The organism is Nonomuraea spiralis, assembly GCF_014648435.1.
Lineage (GTDB): Bacteria > Actinomycetota > Actinomycetes > Streptosporangiales > Streptosporangiaceae > Nonomuraea > Nonomuraea spiralis.
Genome location: NZ_BMRC01000006.1, coordinates 401,125 through 417,559 on the forward strand (window position 1 = coordinate 401,125; position 16,435 = coordinate 417,559).

Sequence of the window (16,435 nt, forward strand, 5' to 3'; positions counted from 1 at the left end):
CTTGGTAAGATGCCGGGCGAGGAGGATGCCGTGCGGCGGTTCAGGTTCGGCGCGGTCATACGCGAGGCGGAGTCCGGCAAGGCGTGGGCCGAGAAGGCCAGGCGGCTGGAGGGGGCCGGCTTCGACGTGCTGCTGGTCCCCGACCACCTGGTCGGCCCCAGGTTCGCGCCGATCGCGGCGCTCACGGCGGCGGCGTGCGCCACCACCCGGCTGCGCGTCGGCACGCTGGTGTTCGCCAACGACTTCCGGCACCCGGCCGTGCTGGCCAAGGAGGCCGCCACCCTGGACGTCCTGTCCGGCGGACGGCTGGAGCTCGGCCTCGGCACCGGCTGGATGGCCGGCGAGTACGCGGGCGCCGGGCTGCGCCTGGACCCGCCCGGGACCCGCCTCGACCGGCTGCGCGAGGCCCTGGAGGTGATCAAGGGCCTGTGGCGCGGCGGCCCGCTGACGTACGACGGCGCGCACTACCGGCTCGCCGGGCTGGAGCAGCAGCCACGGCCGGTCCAGCGCCCCCACCCGCCGATCCTGCTGGGCGGCGGCGGCCCCCGCATGTTGCGCCTGGCCGCCGAGCACGCCGACATCGTCAACCTCGGCACCCGCGTCAGGGCCGACGGCAGCGGCCCCGACCCGCTCGACGCCGGACCGGCGGCGTTCCTCGCCAAGCTGGCGCTGCTGCGCGACAGCCCCCGCCACGACCGGCTGGAGGTCGGCACGAGCGTGGTCCAGGTGGGCGAGCGCAAGCCGGAGGAGTCGTGGAGCGCCGCCGACAGCTCCGGGCTGGGCGGCACGCCGCAGGTGCTGCTCGGCACCCGCCGCGACATCGCCGACAAGCTGCGCCACTGGCGCGACGAGCACGGCGTCACCTACTTCGTGCTGCACCACGAGCGTGACCTGCCCGCCTTCACCCCCGTCGTCGAGGAGCTGGCGGGCCTGCCGGATGATGGGGCACATGGATGAGTTGTTGTTGTTGAGGCACGGAGCCACCGAATGGAGCACGGCCGGCAAGCACACCGGCCGTACCGACCTGCCGTTGACGTCGGAGGGGGAGGATCAGGCGAGGGCGCTGGCGCCACTGGTCAAGGGGAACACGTTCGGGTTGACGCTGGTCTCCCCCGCGCAGCGGGCCCGCCGTACGGCGGAGCTGGCCGGATTGACGGACTACGAGGTCGACCCGGATCTGTGGGAGTGGGACTACGGCGGCTACGAGGGCATCACCACGCCGGAGATCAGGAAGACCCGGCCCGGCTGGTACCTGTGGCGTGACGGCGTGATCCCCGGCGACGCCGAGCATCCCGGCGAGAGCGCCGCGCAGGTGGCCGCGCGGGCCGACCGGGTGATCGAACGGGCCAGGCGAGCCGAGGGCCGGGTCGTGCTGGTGGCGCACGGCCACTTCCTGCGTGTGCTGGCCGCCCGCTGGCTGCGCCTGGACGCGCGGGACGGCCGCCTGCTGAAGCTCGACACCGGCACCTACTCGCGGCTCGGGTTCGAGCACTCCGAGCCGGTGCTGGTGAGCTGGAACTCGCCGGTCAGCTGACCTTGGCGCGCATCGCCGACTCGTGCAGGGCCCGGCTGACCAGCCAGCCCCGCAGGGAGCCGAGGGCGGGGTCGTAGGACTGCGGCCGCGCCCACAGGTCGGCGAACAGGTTCTGGGTGATCTCCTCGGCGGTCGCCCGGCTCCCGGTCACCCGTACGGCGACCCCGTAGACGTACGGGCCGTGGCGGTCGTACGCGTCGGCGAGCGCCCCGATCTCCCCGGCGACCAGCCGGGCGCGGATCTCCCCGTCGGTGTTCATCGGCGGCACTCCCTCGCCGGGCCCATCAGTCGCAGCCCAGGGTGGCGGCGGCGTGGATGAGGTCGCGGGCGAGTGCGGGGTCGCCTTCGGCCGCGTACGGGAAGGTGTCCGGCGGTCTTCGGCCGGCCAGCAGACGGCAGAAGCCGACCGCGTCGGCCGAGACGAGCGTGGCGACCCGGCCGGCGGCGCGCGAGAGCGGGATGGTCCACGTGCCGCCCCCGGGCCCGGTCAGCACGACGGTGACCGAGACGTCGCGGCGCGGCCCCTTCAGCGCCCGCGGCAGCAGCGCCAGGCCGAACTCGGCGATCAGGTGCACGTGCTCGTCGCGCGGCGGCGCGGGCGGGCGGCCGGTGGCGGCCCTGATGTCGTCGGCGTGCGTCCAGGTCTCGAAGGTGCGCTGGATCATGGCCTGGCGCAGCGGCGCGCGGGCCGGACGCACCCCGGCCAGCGCCACCTCGACGCCGAGCAGCACCTCGCCGGCCCGCGAGACCCGTTCGAGCAGCGAGCCGGCCTGATCGCGCCAGCGCCGGTGCTCCCTGGCCGTCCCCGCGCCGGGCAGGCCCATGAACGCCGCCACGGTGGCGTCGTTGGCCGCCAGGTGCCCGACCAGGTCGCGGACGGTTCCGTGCCGGGCGATCGGCGCGTCCCACTGGGGCAGGCTCAGCTCGGCGAGCAGGTCGTCCATGAGCGCGACCTGCTCGGCGTACGGCACCGTCACGGACGCCACGCCGAGCGCCGCGGGCGCGCGCCGGCGGCGGGCTCCCGACAACACCGCTTCGCGCAGCGTCGGCGGCGGCTCGGCCGCCGTCTCCGGCAGGCCCACCAGCGCGAGGGCCGCGCTGCACTCCGGGCACGCGGCGAGGTGATCGGCCTCGCCCGGCCCGTCGTAGAGGTACGAGTCCGTCATGGCTGCCTCCGCAGCCGACGCTAACCCGGCGGGGGCCCGTACGCCAGACGGCTGCCGGGAAACGGCGCGAGCAGCGTCTCGCGCCAGGGGCCTTCGAGGTAGCGGCGGGCCCGTTTGCCCCAGTCGAGCAGGCGGGGGTCGGGCCGGACCTCGTCGTCGAGCCCCAGGGCGGCGTCGCGGGCCCGCTGGGTGGCGAGGTGGTCGTCCAGGGAGACGGCCCACATGGTGACGGCCTCGGTGTCGCAGAACAGCACCTCGTACAGGCCGGTCAGGGTGTGGCCGTGCTCGGCCAGCAGGGGGGCGCGCTCGGTGCGTACGGCCTCCAGGTAGTCGAGCGCGGCGCCGGGGCGTACGCGGGCGCTCTCGAAGAGGTAGAACTCGGCGGCGGGCGCCCGGCCGAGCGGCGGGCAGCCCGGCGCGGCGCCGAGCGGCCTGGAGAAGGCGGAGAAGCGCAGGTCGTCGATGTCGGACAGGAACAGGCGCTCGTCGACGCCCTGGTAGATGCCCATCATCTGCCGCCAGCCGCCGTCCCACCCGCCGTGGCAGTCCCACAGCGTGACGGCCTTGAACTGGGGGTGTCCGGTGATGCCGACGGCGTAGAAGGCGCCGACGAGGTCGATCTCGCGGGACCTGATGGACATGCCGGAGGTCAGGGCGGGGGCGTCGCGGCTCTCGTCCTCGCGTTTGTAACGGGTCAGCCAGGTCAGGTACTCCAGCGGGCGTCTGGAGTTCATCGGCCGGAAGTCGACCTCTTCGAGCAGGTGGATCGCGCGCCGCACCACGCCTCCTCTACCAAGCATTTGCTTGGCACGAGGATAGCGATCAGGTCACCGCCTGGGAAGGCTGCGGACCCCTGCCGGTGAGCCATTCCAGCACCCGGCGGTGCCCCGAGGCGGCGTCCTCGAAGTGGCCCCAGTGCCAGTAGCGCGGCTGGTCGCGCAGGCCGGTCACCCAGGTGCGGTAGGAGACGGAGGCGCCCGCGGGCGCGACGCCGTACGTGCGGATCACGACCTTGCCGCCCGGCGCGAACAGCACGTCGTCGGCGATCGGGTACAGAGTCATCTGGTCGAGCATGTGCCACATCCTGACCGGCGGAAGGACCACGCCGGTTACGCCTCCGGCGCGCCCCCGTTAAGGAAGCGCGCCGGAGATGAACGGGCTGTTACACGAGAAGGCCGTCGAACTCGCCGTCCTTGGCCCCGAGCACCAGGGCCCGGATCTCGTCCCGGGTATAGATGAGAGCAGGGCCGTCGGGGAAACGCGAGTTGCGGACCGCGATCCCACCGTCGGGAAGCTTCGCGAGCTCCACGCAGTTGCCCTGCGAGTTGCTGTAGCGGCTCTTGCGCCAGGCGACCTGGGTCAGGTCGGCCGCGGGCATGCCGTTGTAGGTGTGGTTCATCTACATCTTTCTGAGAAGACCGCCGATGAGCTCGACGGTGCCCCCTGGCGTGGTGCTTTCCACGCACAGTTGCTCCATGGCCGTGAGGTACGGGTCGACGTCCTCACGTTTGTCCAGGTACAGGGCACCCCAGAGCTGCTCGACGTAGACAACGTCCGACAAGTCGGACTCGGGAAACCGCAAGATGCTGAACGCGCCCCCCTCGGCGGCGTGCTTGCCGAACCTGAAGGGCATCACCTGGAGGGTGATGTTGGGCAGGGCGGCGACTTCCAGCAGATGCTGAAGCTGCTCGGACATGACCTCTCGCCCGCCGATGGTCCGCTTGAGCGCCGCCTCGTCGATGACGGCCCACAGCTTGGGGCCGTCCTTCTGGGTGAAGCGCTCCTGGCGCTGCATGCGCATGTGCACGCGGCGCTCGATCTTGTCCGGACTCGCGTCGGGGTTGCCGAGCTGGAAGACCGATCGCGCGTACGAGGCCGTCTGCAGCAGGCCGGGCACGAACTGCACCTCATAGGTGCGGATCACGCTCGCGGCCTCCTCCAGGCCCACGTACGTCGTGAACCACGAGGGCAGCTCGGCGGAGTACTTGTGCCACCACCCGGGGGTGTTGGCCTCGCGGACCATCTCCAGCAGGGCACGGCGTTCGGCATCGTCGACGACGCCGTACAGGGTGAGCAGGTCTTCAACGTCCCGTGTCTTGAATCCGACACGCCCGAGCTCCATGCGGCTGATCTTGGATTCGGACGCCCGGATGTGGAATCCGGCCTGGCCGCGGTCGAGTCCACAGGCCTCGCGCAGACGCCTGAGGCTCGCACCCAGCATGATGCGCCGAACGGTCGAGCCGGAGCCGGGCGGATCAATGGACACGTGCTGCTCCTTGTGTCGTTTCCTTGAAGACACAGTCTGTCACTTAGCGGCCGAAAGATCATGGGCCGCGGACAAGATCCCCTTTCCCCCATATTGACCACTTGGGGAGAACCGTAGCGCCTGCACGACATGTCTGCACGTGCATTCGCTCTTGCACCTGCACGAGAGATTGCCGCAGAATGATCACGTGCAATTCACCACGGCGCCCGGCCAGTGGACCACGTTCGACTGGTGGCCGCCCGTCGGCTGGTGGCCGGAGGCGGCTCGCGATCTCCTGGTCACCGGACCGTCCGCGAGCGCCACGTACGTGCTCCCGCCCACCGCGTCCTCGGTCCATTCCGCGCGCAGCTTCACCACCGGCACCCTTTCGGGCTGGGGCCTGGGCGAGCTGGTCGAGAACATGGAACTCGTGGTCTCCGAGCTCGCGACCAACGCCCTGCGCCACGGCCTGCGCCTCGACGAGCCCCGCTGCCAGCGCCCGGTCCACATGTCCCTCGTACGCCGGGGGTCGCTCGTCACCAGCGCGTTCACCGATCCAGGCACCTCGGTGCCCGTGCTGCGATACCCTGGCCCCCTTGACACCGGCGGCCTGGGTCTCCACATCGTCGAATCGCTCAGCCTCCGCTGGGGGTGGTCGGCACTCGCGCCCCACGGAAAGATCGTCTGGGCAGTCCTCTCCTGACGAGGGGTGCTCTGCATTACCGTGGATGGTCATGGCTCACGGTGAGTCCCAAGCGACCCCATGAGAGTGCTGACAGATGGAAGATCACCTGCTCGGCTGGCTGCGAACACTAGACGAAAACAGGCTTGCCCGCATCCTGGCCAACAGGCCCGACGCCATCGCGCCGCCCTGGCCGCGGCGGCTGGACACGCTGGCCCAGCGCCTGGGCAACGGCTTCGCCGTCATGGAGGCCATGCGCGGGTTGCCGCTGCCCGCCCTGCAACTGGCCGAGGCGGGCCTGACCATGAGCCGGCCGACGGCCGAGGGGCTGGCCGCCTTCCTCGGCGTACCGGGCGAGGCGCTGGCCCCCTGGCTCGACCATCTGTGCGACCACGCGCTGGCCTGGCCCGACGACGACGGCGTGATCCATCTGGCCGAGGGTGTGGCGCGGTGGTGGGCGGCCCCGCTCGGCCTGGGCGAGCCACTTGAGCACTACCTCAACTCCTGGACGATCAGCAACGACGCCCTGCGCGCCCTGGCCCGCTCGCTCGGCCTGCCCTCCCACGGCAACAAACGGCGGACGATCGCCCGCGTCATCGAGGTGCTGTCCGACCCCGTACGCCTCGACCGGCTGACGGCCACCGCCCCCGAGGGCACGCTCGCGCTGCTGGGCCGCTTCGCCTGGGACGGCCCCTCGCGCGACGTCGACGGCGGCCGGTTCGTCATGCACGGCACACCCGAGAAGTGGTGCGCCGACCACGGCCTGCTGTTCCGCCCGAGCTGGCACGTCGCCGAGGTCTCCCGCGAGGTCGCGCTGTGCCTGCGCGGCCCCGGCTACCATCCGCCGTTCCAGCCCGAGGCGCCCGAGATGGCGGCGATCCCGGTCGATCCCGAGGAGGTCGACCACCTGATGACGCTCGCCGCGCCGCACGTCGTGGAGCGCTGCGCGGCCCTGCTCGACAACACCTCCAAGACGCCGCTGCCGCTGCTCAAGACCGGCGGCGTGGGCGTGCGCGAGGTCCGCAGGGTGGCCAAGGAGACCGGCTGCGACGAGGACGAGACCCGCCTGCTGCTGGAGGTCTGCGCCGTGGCCAGGCTGCTGGCATGGGACGAGAAGTCGGCCGGCATGATCCCCACCGAACGGTTCGACCGCTGGCGCCTCGACGAGGGCTCGGCCCGGCTGCGCGTGTTGCTGTCGGCCTGGTGGCGCATGGAACGTTCGTCCCTGCGCAAGATCGACGGCAAGTACGCCACCGTGCTCGGCGACGACCCCTCGGGCAGCGCGGTGGCCAGGGTGCGCAGGGCGGTGCTGGCGGCGCTCGCCCACCTGCCCGCGGGCACCGCCATGGCCGGCCGCGACAGCCTGGTGCGCAACGTCCACTGGCACGCCCCGCTGCTCGACCAGGCATTGCTGGCCGAGTGCGCGCCGGCCGTGCTGGACGAGGCCACGCTGCTCGGCCTGCTGGCCAACGGCGCGCTCACCGACCTCGGGCGCGCCCTGGCCGGGCTGGGCGCGAGCCCCGGCGACGAGAACGACGACGCCGTGCCGCAGGTCGAGCACGATCCGGTGCTGGCCGAGGCGTCCACCAGGGCGTTGGCCAGCGTACGCAGGAGCGCCCTGTTCGGCCCCGACCTGACCGCGGTCGTCACCGGGCCGCCGTCGGCCGAGCTGGCGGCGCTGCTCGACCGGGTGGCCGAGCGAGAGTCGCGCGGCGCGGCCTCGGTGTGGCGATTCACCACCGAGAGCCTGCGCGGCGCGCTCGACCACGGCTACGACGCCGACGAACTCCTCGACGAGCTGGCCGCGGTCGGCACGATCCCGCAGCCGCTGGAGTACCTGGTCCGCGACACCGCGCGCCGCCACGGCGAGGTGACGGTCACCACGGTCGGCTGCGTCGTGCAGGCGGGCGACACCGGGCTGCTCGCCGAGATCGCCGGCCACCGGCGGCTGGCCCGGCTGGGCCTGCGGCTGCTGGCGCCCACGGTGCTGGTCAGCGCGGCCCCTGCCGAACGCACGCTGGCCGCGCTGCGCGAACACGGCTACTCCCCCGTGCCCGTCTCCGACACCGGCGAGATCACCATTCACCGGGCCAGGGCCGAGGAACCGCACCACGGCAAGCTGATCCTGCTGCCCGGCGGGCAGGTGGCCGAGTTGTCGGAATTCGCGGCCGGCGCCGATCCGCAGGCGCCGTACGTGCTCGCCGAGCCCGCGCCCGACCCGCACGAGCACGCCCGCCGCCTGGTCGCGGCCGGCCGGGAGGAGACCGACAAGCACGGCCGTACCTGGGCGGTCATCGGCCGGATGGCGACCAGGCTGCCGACCGCCCAGCAGTCGCTGCTCGGCTTCGTCGTCGACCGCGGGGTACGGGCGGCCATCACGCTGGCCGACGGCCTGACGGCCACGATCAGCCACGGCGAGCTGCGGTCCGGCACCCTCGACGCCTGGTGCGAGGAGGCGGGCGACTACCTGGAGTTCCCCCTCGCCGAGATCACCGAGGTGCGCGGGGCCTACTGAAGCGGCTTCGCCTTCTTCAGGTTCGACACCAGCTCCTCCAGGAACGTCGCGTAGCCCTGGTAACTGAAGGGGGCCTCGGCGCGCCACGGGTACAGCTGGCCCGCCTTGACCGCGGGGAGCTTGGCGAAGGTGGGCTTCTTCAGCATCTCCTCGGGCTTGAGCGACTGGGTACGGGTGTCGTAGAGGATCACGTCGGCGTCGTAGGTGTCGGCGTTCTCCCAGCTCAGGGTCTGGAAGAAGCCGCCGTCGTCCACCTTCGAGGGCTTGACGACGTTGAGGCCGTTCTCCGTCAGATGCACGATGTCGGGGTACTCGGGCGGGTTGACGACCCACATGGCGTCGGCGCCGCCGGACATCATGAGGATCTTCAGGTCCTTGAAGGCGGCGAGCTCCTTGGTCGCGGCCTCCATGCGGGCCTTGGCCTCCGGCACACCCTGGAGGTCGGCGCCGAGCGACTTGGCCAGTTCCTCGTACTTGCCGATCACCTGGGTGGCGCTGCGGCCGGTGAGCATGACGCCGGCGGTGGGGGCGACCTGTTCGATGGTCTCCTTCGACTTCTCCGGCACGTACCAGAGGGCGCCCTTGACGTACATGCTGCTGACCAGCAGGTCGGGCTGGAGGGAGATGTACTTCTCGACGTTGAACTCGTCCCAGACGTTGCCGAGGCCCTCGACCTTGGTGATGTCGACGTTGCCGACCTGCGGGTCGCTGGATCCGTCGGCGAGCTTGTGGGGGCCGAAGACGGCGACCGGGCGCACGCCGAAGTCCCACAGCGCGGCGGCGGCGCCGACCTGGGCGACGATCCTGGACGGGGCCTTGGGCAGGTCGATCTTCTTGTCCCGGTCGTCGGTGAACGTCCAGCTCTGGGCGGCGGCGGAGGAGGCGGGCGAGGTGGACGTACCGCTGCCCGCCGCCTCGGTGCCGCCGCCGCAGGCCGACAGCGTCAGGGCCGCCGCGAGCCCTGCCGTGGCGGCCAGGAAGCCTCTGCGCGACCCGCTCCCCCGGCGTCACGATGGGCGCCTCGGCGCTCATGGGGGCCGTGCTGCTGACCGCCTCCGACCTGGTCGCCCAGCGGCTGCTCGCGCCGACGCAGCTTCCCGTCGGCGTCCTGACCGCCGCCGTCGGCGGCACGTACCTCGCCCTGCTCCTGCGAAAGGACCGCCACTGATGGCCGCGTCACCCGGGGCTGCCCGCCTCACCGGAACCGACCTCACCCTCGCCTACGACCAGCGCGTCGTGGCCACCAGCCTCGGCGTGGCGATCCCGGACGAGTCCTTCACCGTGATCATCGGCCCGAACGCGTGCGGCAAGTCCACCCTGCTGCGCGCGCTGGCCAGGATGCTCAAACCCAGGAAGGGCGCCGTGCACCTGGACGGGAGCGTGATCACCTCGCTGCCGTCCAAGGAGGTCGCGCGGCGGCTCGGCCTGCTGCCGCAGAGCTCGATCGTGCCCGACGGGATCAGCGTGGCCGACCTGGTGGCCCGCGGCCGGTACCCGCACCAGCGGCTCATGCGGCAGTGGTCGAAGGCCGACGAGGCGGCCGTGGCCGAGGCCATGCGCGCGACCGACGTCGCCGAACTGGCCGACCGGATCGTGGACGAGCTGTCCGGCGGGCAGCGGCAGCGGGTGTGGCTGGCCATGGCGCTGGCGCAGGAGACGCCGATCCTGCTGCTGGACGAGCCCACCACGTTCCTGGACATCTCCCACCAGATCGAGGTGCTCGACCTCTGCGCCGACCTGCACGAGGCCGGACGGACCATGGTGGCCGTGCTGCACGACCTCAACCAGGCCTGCCGGTACGCCACGCACCTGATCGTCATGCGGGCCGGCGAGGTCGTCGCCGAGGGTGTGCCGGCCGAGATCGTCACCCCCGACCTGGTGCTGCGGGTGTTCGACCTGCGCTGCGAGATCATCCAGGACCCGCAGACGGGCACGCCGATGATCGTGCCGGAGGCACGCCGGCGGGTGTCGGCCCCGGCCTGAGCCGGGCGCGTGACGACTCCGGCCCCGGCCTTAGCCAGGCGTGTGACGGCCCCGGCCCGGCCCCGGTCAGGCCGGGTGCGCGAGGGCGGCGGCCAGGGCGGTGATGCCCGCGGCGGCGCGCTCGCGGCCGTACTGCTCGCGCAGCACGCCGGCCGCCTCCGCGCCCATCGCGGCCAGCAGGGTGTGGGCGAGCACGTCGGCGTCGGCGTCCGGACGGGCCTCGGCCAGCAGGATCGCCACGTGGCGGTGCCAGAAACGGTAGGCGCCGATGCGGTAGCGGGCGCCGGGGCTGGCCGTCTCGGACATGCGTACCAGGTCGAGGTGGGCGAAGAGGTAGTCGAGATAGGCGGCCGTGAACGCGGTCAGGCGCTCGGCGGCGGGGGCGCCGGGTCCGACGGGCGGCGGCCCGGACAGGACGCGCTGTTGCAGGTCGCGTTCGCGGGCGTCCAGCAGCGCCACCGCCAGGCCCGACTTGTCGCCGAACCGGCGGAACAGCGTGCCCTTGCCGACCCCGGCCTCGGCGGCGACCGCGTCCATCGACACGGCCTCCACGCCCTTCTCGGCGAACAGCCGCGCGGCGGCCGCGAGCACCTTCTCCCTGTTGCGCGCCGCGTCGGCACGTTCGCGCACCGGTTTGCCGGTCAGCAGCTCCAGCGGCTCACTTGACGAACCGGACCGTGGTCCGTTAACTTCCTGGCCATCCACACATCCGGACTTTAGTCCATTTCGTACGGAGGCCACAATGACCATCACCCGCGAGGAGCTGCACGCCAACCTGGGCGGCCTGACCGTGCTCGACACGCTCGGCGGCTCCTACTACGCCCAGCAGCACCTGCCCGGCGCCGTCGCCCTGGTCGAGAGCGAGGTCGCCGAGCGCGCCGCCGAGCTGCTGCCCGACAAGGACGCGCCCATCGTCACCTACTGCTCCAACCCGGCCTGCGGCAACAGCAAGGCCGTCGCCAACCGGCTGACCGCGCTCGGCTACACCGACGTCCGCCGGTACGTCGAGGGCATCGAGGACTGGGTCGGGGCCGGGCTGCCGGTCGAGTCGTCCCTGTGACGGACGCCGCTCAGAGGACGCCGCAGCGGCGTACCGCGAGCAGCGCCAGCGCGCGGGTGACCTCGCGCAGCTCGGCCAGCTCCACCTGCTCCCTGGGGGCGTGCGCGAACCGCACGTCGCCGGGGCCGTAGTGCAGGGTCGGGATGCCGCCGGCCGCGTACAGGCGCAGGTCGCTCCCGTACGGCGCGGCGGCCTCGGCCGGACGCCGGCCCGCGACGTCGCCGACGGCCCGGTTCACCTCGTCGAGCAGCTCGTGCCCGGCGGGCAGCCGGCCGCTGGCGAACTGCCCGCCCGGCCAGGTCACCACGGGCGGGTTGTCCCGCAGCCACGGGTGCGCGGCCGAGGCGACGGCCTCCTCGAACGCCGCCCGCGCCGCGGCCGGGTCCTCCTCCAGCCGCACGCCGAGGCGTCCCTCGGCGACCAGCAGGTCGGGCACGGTGCTGGCCCAGTCGCCCGCCCGTACGGTGCCGACCTCGATCGGGTACGGCATCGGGTTGCCGCCGAAGACCTCCGGCACGTCGCGGTTGCGCTCGGCCTCCAGGCGCCTGATGGCCTCGAACACCGGCCAGAAGACCTCGATCGCGTTGACGCCCTCGTACCGGGTGGCACCGTGGGCGGCCCGGCCGGCCAGCTCCACGCGGAAGGTCAGCGCCCCGGCGTTGGCCGTGATCACCGTGCCGCCGGTGGGCTCGGTGATCACCGCGGCCTCCGCCGTGTGCCCTCTGGCCAGCGTGGCGAACGCGCCGAGGCCGCCGTCCTCCTCGCTGATCACGCAGTGCACGGCGAGGGGCCTGGCCAGGCGCACCCCCGCCCGCTTCAGCGCCCGAACGACGGCCAGATTGGCCACCAGGCCGGCCTTCATGTCGCAGGCGCCCCGGCCGTGCAGCACGTCGCCGGTGATCCGGGCGGCGAACGGGTCGCTGCCCTCCCACTTGGCCAGGTCGCCCGTCGGGACGACGTCCACGTGGCCCTGCAGGGCGAGCGCGGGCACACCCTCACCCTCGGTCACGGCCGCGACGCCGTAGCCCTCCTGCCTGGGGGCCTCGGTGCCGGGGAAGCCCGCGCGGGCGGTGAGGCCGGCCAGGTCGAGCTTCCAGACGTCCACGTCGAGGCCGGCCTCGGTGAGCAGGCGGGCGAAGCGGTGCTGGAGGTCGGACTCGGCGTCGGTGCCCGTGACGCTGGGGACCCGTACGGTCTCGGCCAGCAGGGCGACCGTCTCGGCCTCGTCGATGGCGTTGAGGACTCTGGCTTCCACGTCGCGCATGGAGCACACTTTCTCACGCGGTTTCCTGGGCCGTGAACGCGAATCCCGACATATGGCGATACAGGGCGTGCGTACCTGGATGAGCTGGATCGCGGTGACGCCGTTCGCCTTGTGGGCGGCGGTGCGGGTCAGCGGGTTCGAGCCGGACTGGCCGTGGGTGCCGGTGGTCGCGTTCACGCCGTACGCGGCGGTGGGCGCGGCGCTCAGCCTGGCGCTCGCCGCGCTGTTGCGGCGGTGGGCTCCCGGCGCGGTCGCGCTGGTCACGGTGCTGGCACTCGGGGCCGCGGTGCTGCCGCGCGCCCTCCCCGACTCCGGGCCCGACTCCGGGGCCGGTGCGCGCGGCCCGGCGCTGCGGGTGCTGGCGGCCAACCTGCTGGTGGGCACGGCCGACGCGGCGCGGCTGGTCGGCCTGGTCCGGTCGCTGCGGCCGGATGTGCTCACGCTCCAGGAGTTCACGCCCGCCGCGCGGCGGCGCCTGGATGCGGCGGGACTGCGCGAACTGCTGCCGCACGCGGTGACCAGGCCCGTCCGGGGGGTGGGCGGCTCGGCCGTCTACGCCCGATATCCGCTGGCCGCCGGCGAGCTGATCGAGCTGGGCGGGTTCGGGCAGGCGACGGCCGTGCTCACGCATCCCGGCGGGGCCCAGGTGGAGATCGTCTCGGTGCATCCGTGCGCGCCGAAGCGGGTGGGCCGGCAACCGTGCTGGCTGGCGGGACTGGAACGGCTGCCGCGCGGCGGCGAACGGCTGCGGGTGCTGGCCGGCGACTTCAACGCCACCCTCGACCATCTCCCGTTGCGCGACCTGCTGGAGGCGGGCTACCGGGACGCGGCCGACGTCATGGGCCGGGGCCTGTCGCCGACCTGGGGCGGATGGGGCCCGCTGCCCGGCGTGACGATCGACCACGTGCTGGCCGGCGAGCGCATGGCGGTACGGGACTTCCGGGTGCTCCCGCCGGTCGGCAGCGACCACCGGCCGGTGTTCGCCGAGCTCCTGCTGCCGTGAGCCGCCTGCCGCGCCGGGTGGGACCTGGGACGATCGTGGGCCGGCGGGGGTTCGGCGGCTCGTAAACTGTCCCCGTGGAAGCGCCCAAGTTCGAGATTCAGATGCTGCACGACCGAGTGATGATCCGGCTGGAGCAGGAGGCCGAGGAGCGGCGCAGCGGCTCCGGCATCGTCATCCCCGCGACGGTCAAGATGGCCAACCGGCTGGCATGGGGCGAGGTCTGCGGCGTCGGCACGAACGTGCGCTCGGTCAAGGTGGGCGACAAGGTGCTGTTCAACCCCGAGGAGCAGTTCGAGGTCGAGGTGCACGCGCGCGTCTACCTGGTCATGCGCGAGCGCGACCTGCACGCGGTGGCCACCCAGGAGACCGACCACGGCACGGGCCTCTACCTATGACACGCGGGTCCTGGCGAAGCTGACCCACAACTCGGCGGCCCAGGTGGCGGCGGGCACGTCCGCGAGCACCCGGGTCGTCCGGCCCGTCAGGTCGAGCACCGACAGGCGGTAGCCGCCCTTGACCGGCATGACGGCGATCAGATGGCCGTCGTCCCACCATCCGAACAGGGCCTCGGGCTTGACGGCCACGCGCTGGGCGATCGCGCCGGTGGCGAGGTCCACCAGGCAGACCTGTTCCTTGAAGCGCGACGGGCACCACGTCGTCAGGCGTTTGCCCGAGGGCGCGTAGGAGTCCTCGGGGCCGGTCGGCAGGCCCACGTTCGTGTACGTGCGCAACACCGTGCCGTCCGAGGGGCGGTAGACGCGCAGGCCGGTGCCGAACATGGTGACGAGGTTGCCGTCAGGGCTCCACCAGAAGCCGGCCCGCCGGGGCAGGCCCGCGACCCGGACCGTGCTCGCGGTGCCCGCGCGCACGTCCACGACGGTGAAGCCGAGCACCTGCCAGGTCCCGCCCGTCTTCTGCTCGACGGTGAGCGCGACCTTCCTGCCGTCCCTGGACCAGGAGGCATAGGAGGCCGTCATGGGCTTCTTGACGGTACGGATCCGGGCGGTCTTGCCGGTCGTGCGGTCGGTGACGATCAGGGAGTCGAAGCCCGCCCGGTACGAGGACGGCACCCCGGCGGTCAGGCGGCCGTCGGGCGAGACCGACGCCTCGGACAGGCTCTTCTGCCAGGTGAAGGCGTCGCCGGTGGCGGGACGGAGATAGGTGTGCTTGGTGCCGAGGCCGTAGGCGGTGAGCCGTACGGGATCGCCCGATTTTTCGTGATATTTCATGCCACCGGTGCCCGGCAATACGAGGTCCGCCTGAGCGGCGGCCGGGGCGAGAAACGTCAACGACAACGCGACGGCGATTTGAGCGATCACGCCCGCAGAATAGGCGGGGAAATCCCCCGATCCCGGGAACGATAACGACCCGGTCTGAAAGCGTTCAGCGCTGGACGAACCGCTGGGCGATCTCCAGCAGGTCGACGCCGAGCGTCCGCATGCCGAAGTAGACGATCACCGCAGCGGCGGCCACGGTCACCAGCAGCACGAGGATGCGCACCGTCCAGCCCTGCCGCTTGTACCACTGCGTCCAGGCGTGCAACGTCTGCTTGCCGAACTCCAGCACCTTGTGGGCCCAGTGGAACTCGGTGGCCAGCACCGCCAGCCCGGCGAACACCACCAGCCAGCCCGGCCCCGGGAACGGCACCATGATCAGGCCGCCGGCCACCATGACCGCGCCGATGACGCCGATCACGATCTTCAGCGTGAGCGCGCCCGCGCGGGTGGACCTGACGCCGTCGAGCCAGCCTTTGAGGCCGCCGCGGCGGGCGGGCATGGCGGATCGCGCGGCGGCGTCGTCCTTCATCACGTCGGCGTCGCCTGTCTCGGAGTTCTGGATCGGCACGTCTCCCCCGTGTCGGTCGGATGCTCCCAAGGATACGACTCAGACCCATAGGAACAGTTGCAAGGCGCTAGCAGTTCACCAAACCGGATAAATGGTAAAATTTCGGGACACAGGGGACGGGATTCAGGCAACTATCGGTTAATGTCTGCTATGCCCGAGGTCATCCTTCGCACCGTCACCGGCCCCATCCGCGCGGCCGCAGTCAACGGTGCCGTACTCCCCCACGAGCACCTGCGTACCGACATGCGCTGGGCGGTCGGCATCGACTCCGACCCGCACCGCTGGCTCGACGAGGAGACCACAGTCACCGCGGAGCTCCGCGAGCTGCGCCAGTCCGACGAGCTCAACCTGGTGGTCGACCTGACCTGTCTCGGTATGGGCCGCGACGCCGCCGCCCTGGCCCGCATCGCGGCGGGCAGCCGGGTGCCGGTGATCGCCTCGACCGGGTTCTTCGCCGAGCCGTTCACCGACGCCGGCGACGACGACGTCGAGCAGCTCACCCGGCGCCTGATGACCGAGATCTCCAGCGGCGTGGACGGCACCGGCGTCTTCCCCGGCGTGATCGGCGAGGTCGGGAGCTGGGGCCCCGAGCCCACCGCCCGCGAGGAGCGCTGCCTGCGCGCCGCCGCCCGCGCCTCCCGGCAGTCGCGCCTGCCCGTCGCCACCCACGGCCAGAACGCCCTCGCGCTGCTGGAGATCCTGCTCGGCGAGAACCTGCCCGGCTCCCGCGTGGCCGTCGGCTACTCCGGCGACCTGGGTGGCGCGCGCAAGATCGCCGAGGCGGGCGCGTACGTCAGCCTGAGCGCCCTGGCGCTCGGCCCCGACCAGGCGGCCAGGATCGCACTCGGCCTGATCGAGGACGGCCACGCCGGACGCCTGCTCCTCAGCACCGGCCTGAGCCGCGTCGCCCAGGTCCAGCGCTACGGCGGCTGCGGCTACGCCCACCTGTTCCACAGCCTGCTCCCCCGCCTGCGCGAGGCCGGCACCGGCGAGGACGTCATCCGCCTGATCACCCGCGACAACCCGGTGCGCTGGCTGACCGACGGAATGAGCTGATCCCGCACCCCCGGCCGTGATCGTCCCGCATGGCGTAGAAGTCGCTAGGATCGGGGCGATACGAGCTTGGCCGGGTGGGGGA

20 protein-coding genes and 1 pseudogene are annotated in these 16,435 nt (G+C 72.4%); 10 read left to right on the forward strand and 11 right to left on the reverse strand.

What is annotated here, in order from left to right; genetic code table 11:
• Positions 1-30 precede the first annotated feature (30 nt).
• Positions 31-957, forward strand: a complete 927-nt coding sequence (locus IEZ27_RS17720) for a TIGR03621 family F420-dependent LLM class oxidoreductase (protein WP_229824072.1) — start codon at positions 31-33, stop codon at positions 955-957.
• Entirely contained in the window at positions 950-1,534 is a 585-nt protein-coding gene (locus tag IEZ27_RS17725; RefSeq protein WP_125630987.1) for a histidine phosphatase family protein, read from the forward strand. The genes IEZ27_RS17720 and IEZ27_RS17725 overlap by 8 nt, the downstream gene beginning before the upstream one ends.
• Here the strand turns inward: IEZ27_RS17725 and IEZ27_RS17730 are convergent.
• The 6 genes from IEZ27_RS17730 to IEZ27_RS17755 form a co-directional block, all read right to left on the reverse strand.
• Positions 1,527-1,793, reverse strand: coding sequence for a sigma factor (locus IEZ27_RS17730; RefSeq protein WP_189648208.1), 267 nt, complete (start codon positions 1,791-1,793; stop codon positions 1,527-1,529). The two genes, IEZ27_RS17725 and IEZ27_RS17730, sit on opposite strands and share 8 nt — an antisense overlap.
• A gap of 25 nt (positions 1,794-1,818) precedes the next feature.
• A complete protein-coding gene (locus IEZ27_RS17735) occupies positions 1,819-2,700 on the reverse strand; it encodes a maleylpyruvate isomerase family mycothiol-dependent enzyme (protein WP_189648209.1) in 882 nt (293 codons plus the stop codon).
• Positions 2,701-2,720: 20 nt separating this feature from the next.
• Positions 2,721-3,479: a hypothetical protein gene (locus tag IEZ27_RS17740; protein ID WP_185844458.1), complete on the reverse strand. Its 759-nt coding sequence runs from the start codon at positions 3,477-3,479 to the stop codon at positions 2,721-2,723.
• A gap of 43 nt (positions 3,480-3,522) precedes the next feature.
• Positions 3,523-3,762, reverse strand: a complete 240-nt coding sequence (locus IEZ27_RS17745) for a 3'-5' exonuclease family protein (protein WP_229824073.1) — start codon at positions 3,760-3,762, stop codon at positions 3,523-3,525.
• A 100-nt stretch (positions 3,763-3,862) separates the two neighbouring features.
• Complete coding sequence (locus IEZ27_RS17750; RefSeq protein WP_189648211.1) at positions 3,863-4,099, reverse strand: DUF397 domain-containing protein; 237 nt, start codon at positions 4,097-4,099, stop codon at positions 3,863-3,865.
• The gene (locus IEZ27_RS17755) at positions 4,100-4,921 is read right to left on the reverse strand and encodes a helix-turn-helix domain-containing protein (protein ID WP_125631253.1); all 822 of its coding nucleotides are present in this window, start codon (positions 4,919-4,921) and stop codon (positions 4,100-4,102) included.
• A gap of 232 nt (positions 4,922-5,153) precedes the next feature.
• On the opposite strand from IEZ27_RS17755, the gene IEZ27_RS17760 reads away from it, so the two are divergent.
• Together IEZ27_RS17760 and IEZ27_RS17765 are read left to right on the forward strand one after the other, a co-directional pair.
• Positions 5,154-5,648, forward strand: coding sequence for an ATP-binding protein (locus IEZ27_RS17760; protein WP_125630998.1), 495 nt, complete (start codon positions 5,154-5,156; stop codon positions 5,646-5,648).
• 76 nt (positions 5,649-5,724) lie between these two features.
• A complete protein-coding gene (locus tag IEZ27_RS17765) occupies positions 5,725-8,142 on the forward strand; it encodes a helicase-associated domain-containing protein (RefSeq protein WP_189648212.1) in 2,418 nt (805 codons plus the stop codon).
• Here IEZ27_RS17765 and IEZ27_RS17770 read toward each other — a convergent pair.
• The gene (locus IEZ27_RS17770; RefSeq protein WP_229824074.1) at positions 8,136-8,900 is read right to left on the reverse strand and encodes an ABC transporter substrate-binding protein; all 765 of its coding nucleotides are present in this window, start codon (positions 8,898-8,900) and stop codon (positions 8,136-8,138) included. The genes IEZ27_RS17765 and IEZ27_RS17770 overlap by 7 nt on opposite strands.
• A 233-nt stretch (positions 8,901-9,133) precedes the next feature.
• On the opposite strand from IEZ27_RS17770, the pseudogene IEZ27_RS17775 reads away from it, so the two are divergent.
• A pseudogene (locus IEZ27_RS17775) lies at positions 9,134-9,310 on the forward strand (iron chelate uptake ABC transporter family permease subunit); the annotation flags it as partial.
• Entirely contained in the window at positions 9,310-10,125 is an 816-nt protein-coding gene (locus IEZ27_RS17780; RefSeq protein WP_189648213.1) for an ABC transporter ATP-binding protein, read from the forward strand. The pseudogene IEZ27_RS17775 and the gene IEZ27_RS17780, both read left to right, overlap by 1 nt.
• Before the next feature lie 66 nt (positions 10,126-10,191).
• Here IEZ27_RS17780 and IEZ27_RS17785 read toward each other — a convergent pair whose 3' ends face one another.
• Complete coding sequence (locus IEZ27_RS17785) at positions 10,192-10,830, reverse strand: TetR/AcrR family transcriptional regulator (RefSeq protein WP_229824075.1); 639 nt, start codon at positions 10,828-10,830, stop codon at positions 10,192-10,194.
• A gap of 37 nt (positions 10,831-10,867) precedes the next feature.
• Between IEZ27_RS17785 and IEZ27_RS17790 the strand changes: the two genes are divergently transcribed.
• Entirely contained in the window at positions 10,868-11,185 is a 318-nt protein-coding gene (locus IEZ27_RS17790) for a rhodanese-like domain-containing protein (RefSeq protein WP_125631010.1), read from the forward strand.
• A gap of 10 nt (positions 11,186-11,195) precedes the next feature.
• On the opposite strand, the gene IEZ27_RS17795 is transcribed toward IEZ27_RS17790, so the two are convergent.
• Complete coding sequence (locus tag IEZ27_RS17795) at positions 11,196-12,449, reverse strand: ArgE/DapE family deacylase (RefSeq protein WP_189648214.1); 1,254 nt, start codon at positions 12,447-12,449, stop codon at positions 11,196-11,198.
• Positions 12,450-12,501: 52 nt separating this feature from the next.
• On the opposite strand from IEZ27_RS17795, the gene IEZ27_RS17800 reads away from it, so the two are divergent.
• Positions 12,502-13,452, forward strand: a complete 951-nt coding sequence (locus tag IEZ27_RS17800) for an endonuclease/exonuclease/phosphatase family protein (RefSeq protein WP_189648215.1) — start codon at positions 12,502-12,504, stop codon at positions 13,450-13,452.
• 74 nt (positions 13,453-13,526) lie between these two features.
• Positions 13,527-13,847 (forward strand): GroES family chaperonin, encoded by a 321-nt coding sequence (locus IEZ27_RS17805; RefSeq protein ID WP_125631016.1) that lies wholly within the window; start codon positions 13,527-13,529, stop codon positions 13,845-13,847.
• On the opposite strand, the gene IEZ27_RS17810 is transcribed toward IEZ27_RS17805, so the two are convergent.
• The gene (locus IEZ27_RS17810; RefSeq protein WP_189648216.1) at positions 13,842-14,771 is read right to left on the reverse strand and encodes a TolB-like translocation protein; all 930 of its coding nucleotides are present in this window, start codon (positions 14,769-14,771) and stop codon (positions 13,842-13,844) included. The two genes, IEZ27_RS17805 and IEZ27_RS17810, sit on opposite strands and share 6 nt — an antisense overlap.
• 64 nt (positions 14,772-14,835) lie before the next feature.
• Positions 14,836-15,297 (reverse strand): TIGR02611 family protein, encoded by a 462-nt coding sequence (locus tag IEZ27_RS17815; protein WP_189648217.1) that lies wholly within the window; start codon positions 15,295-15,297, stop codon positions 14,836-14,838.
• A 150-nt stretch (positions 15,298-15,447) separates the two neighbouring features.
• Between IEZ27_RS17815 and IEZ27_RS17820 the strand changes: the two genes are divergently transcribed.
• Positions 15,448-16,353 (forward strand): phosphotriesterase family protein, encoded by a 906-nt coding sequence (locus IEZ27_RS17820; RefSeq protein ID WP_189648218.1) that lies wholly within the window; start codon positions 15,448-15,450, stop codon positions 16,351-16,353.
• Positions 16,354-16,435 lie beyond the last annotated feature (82 nt).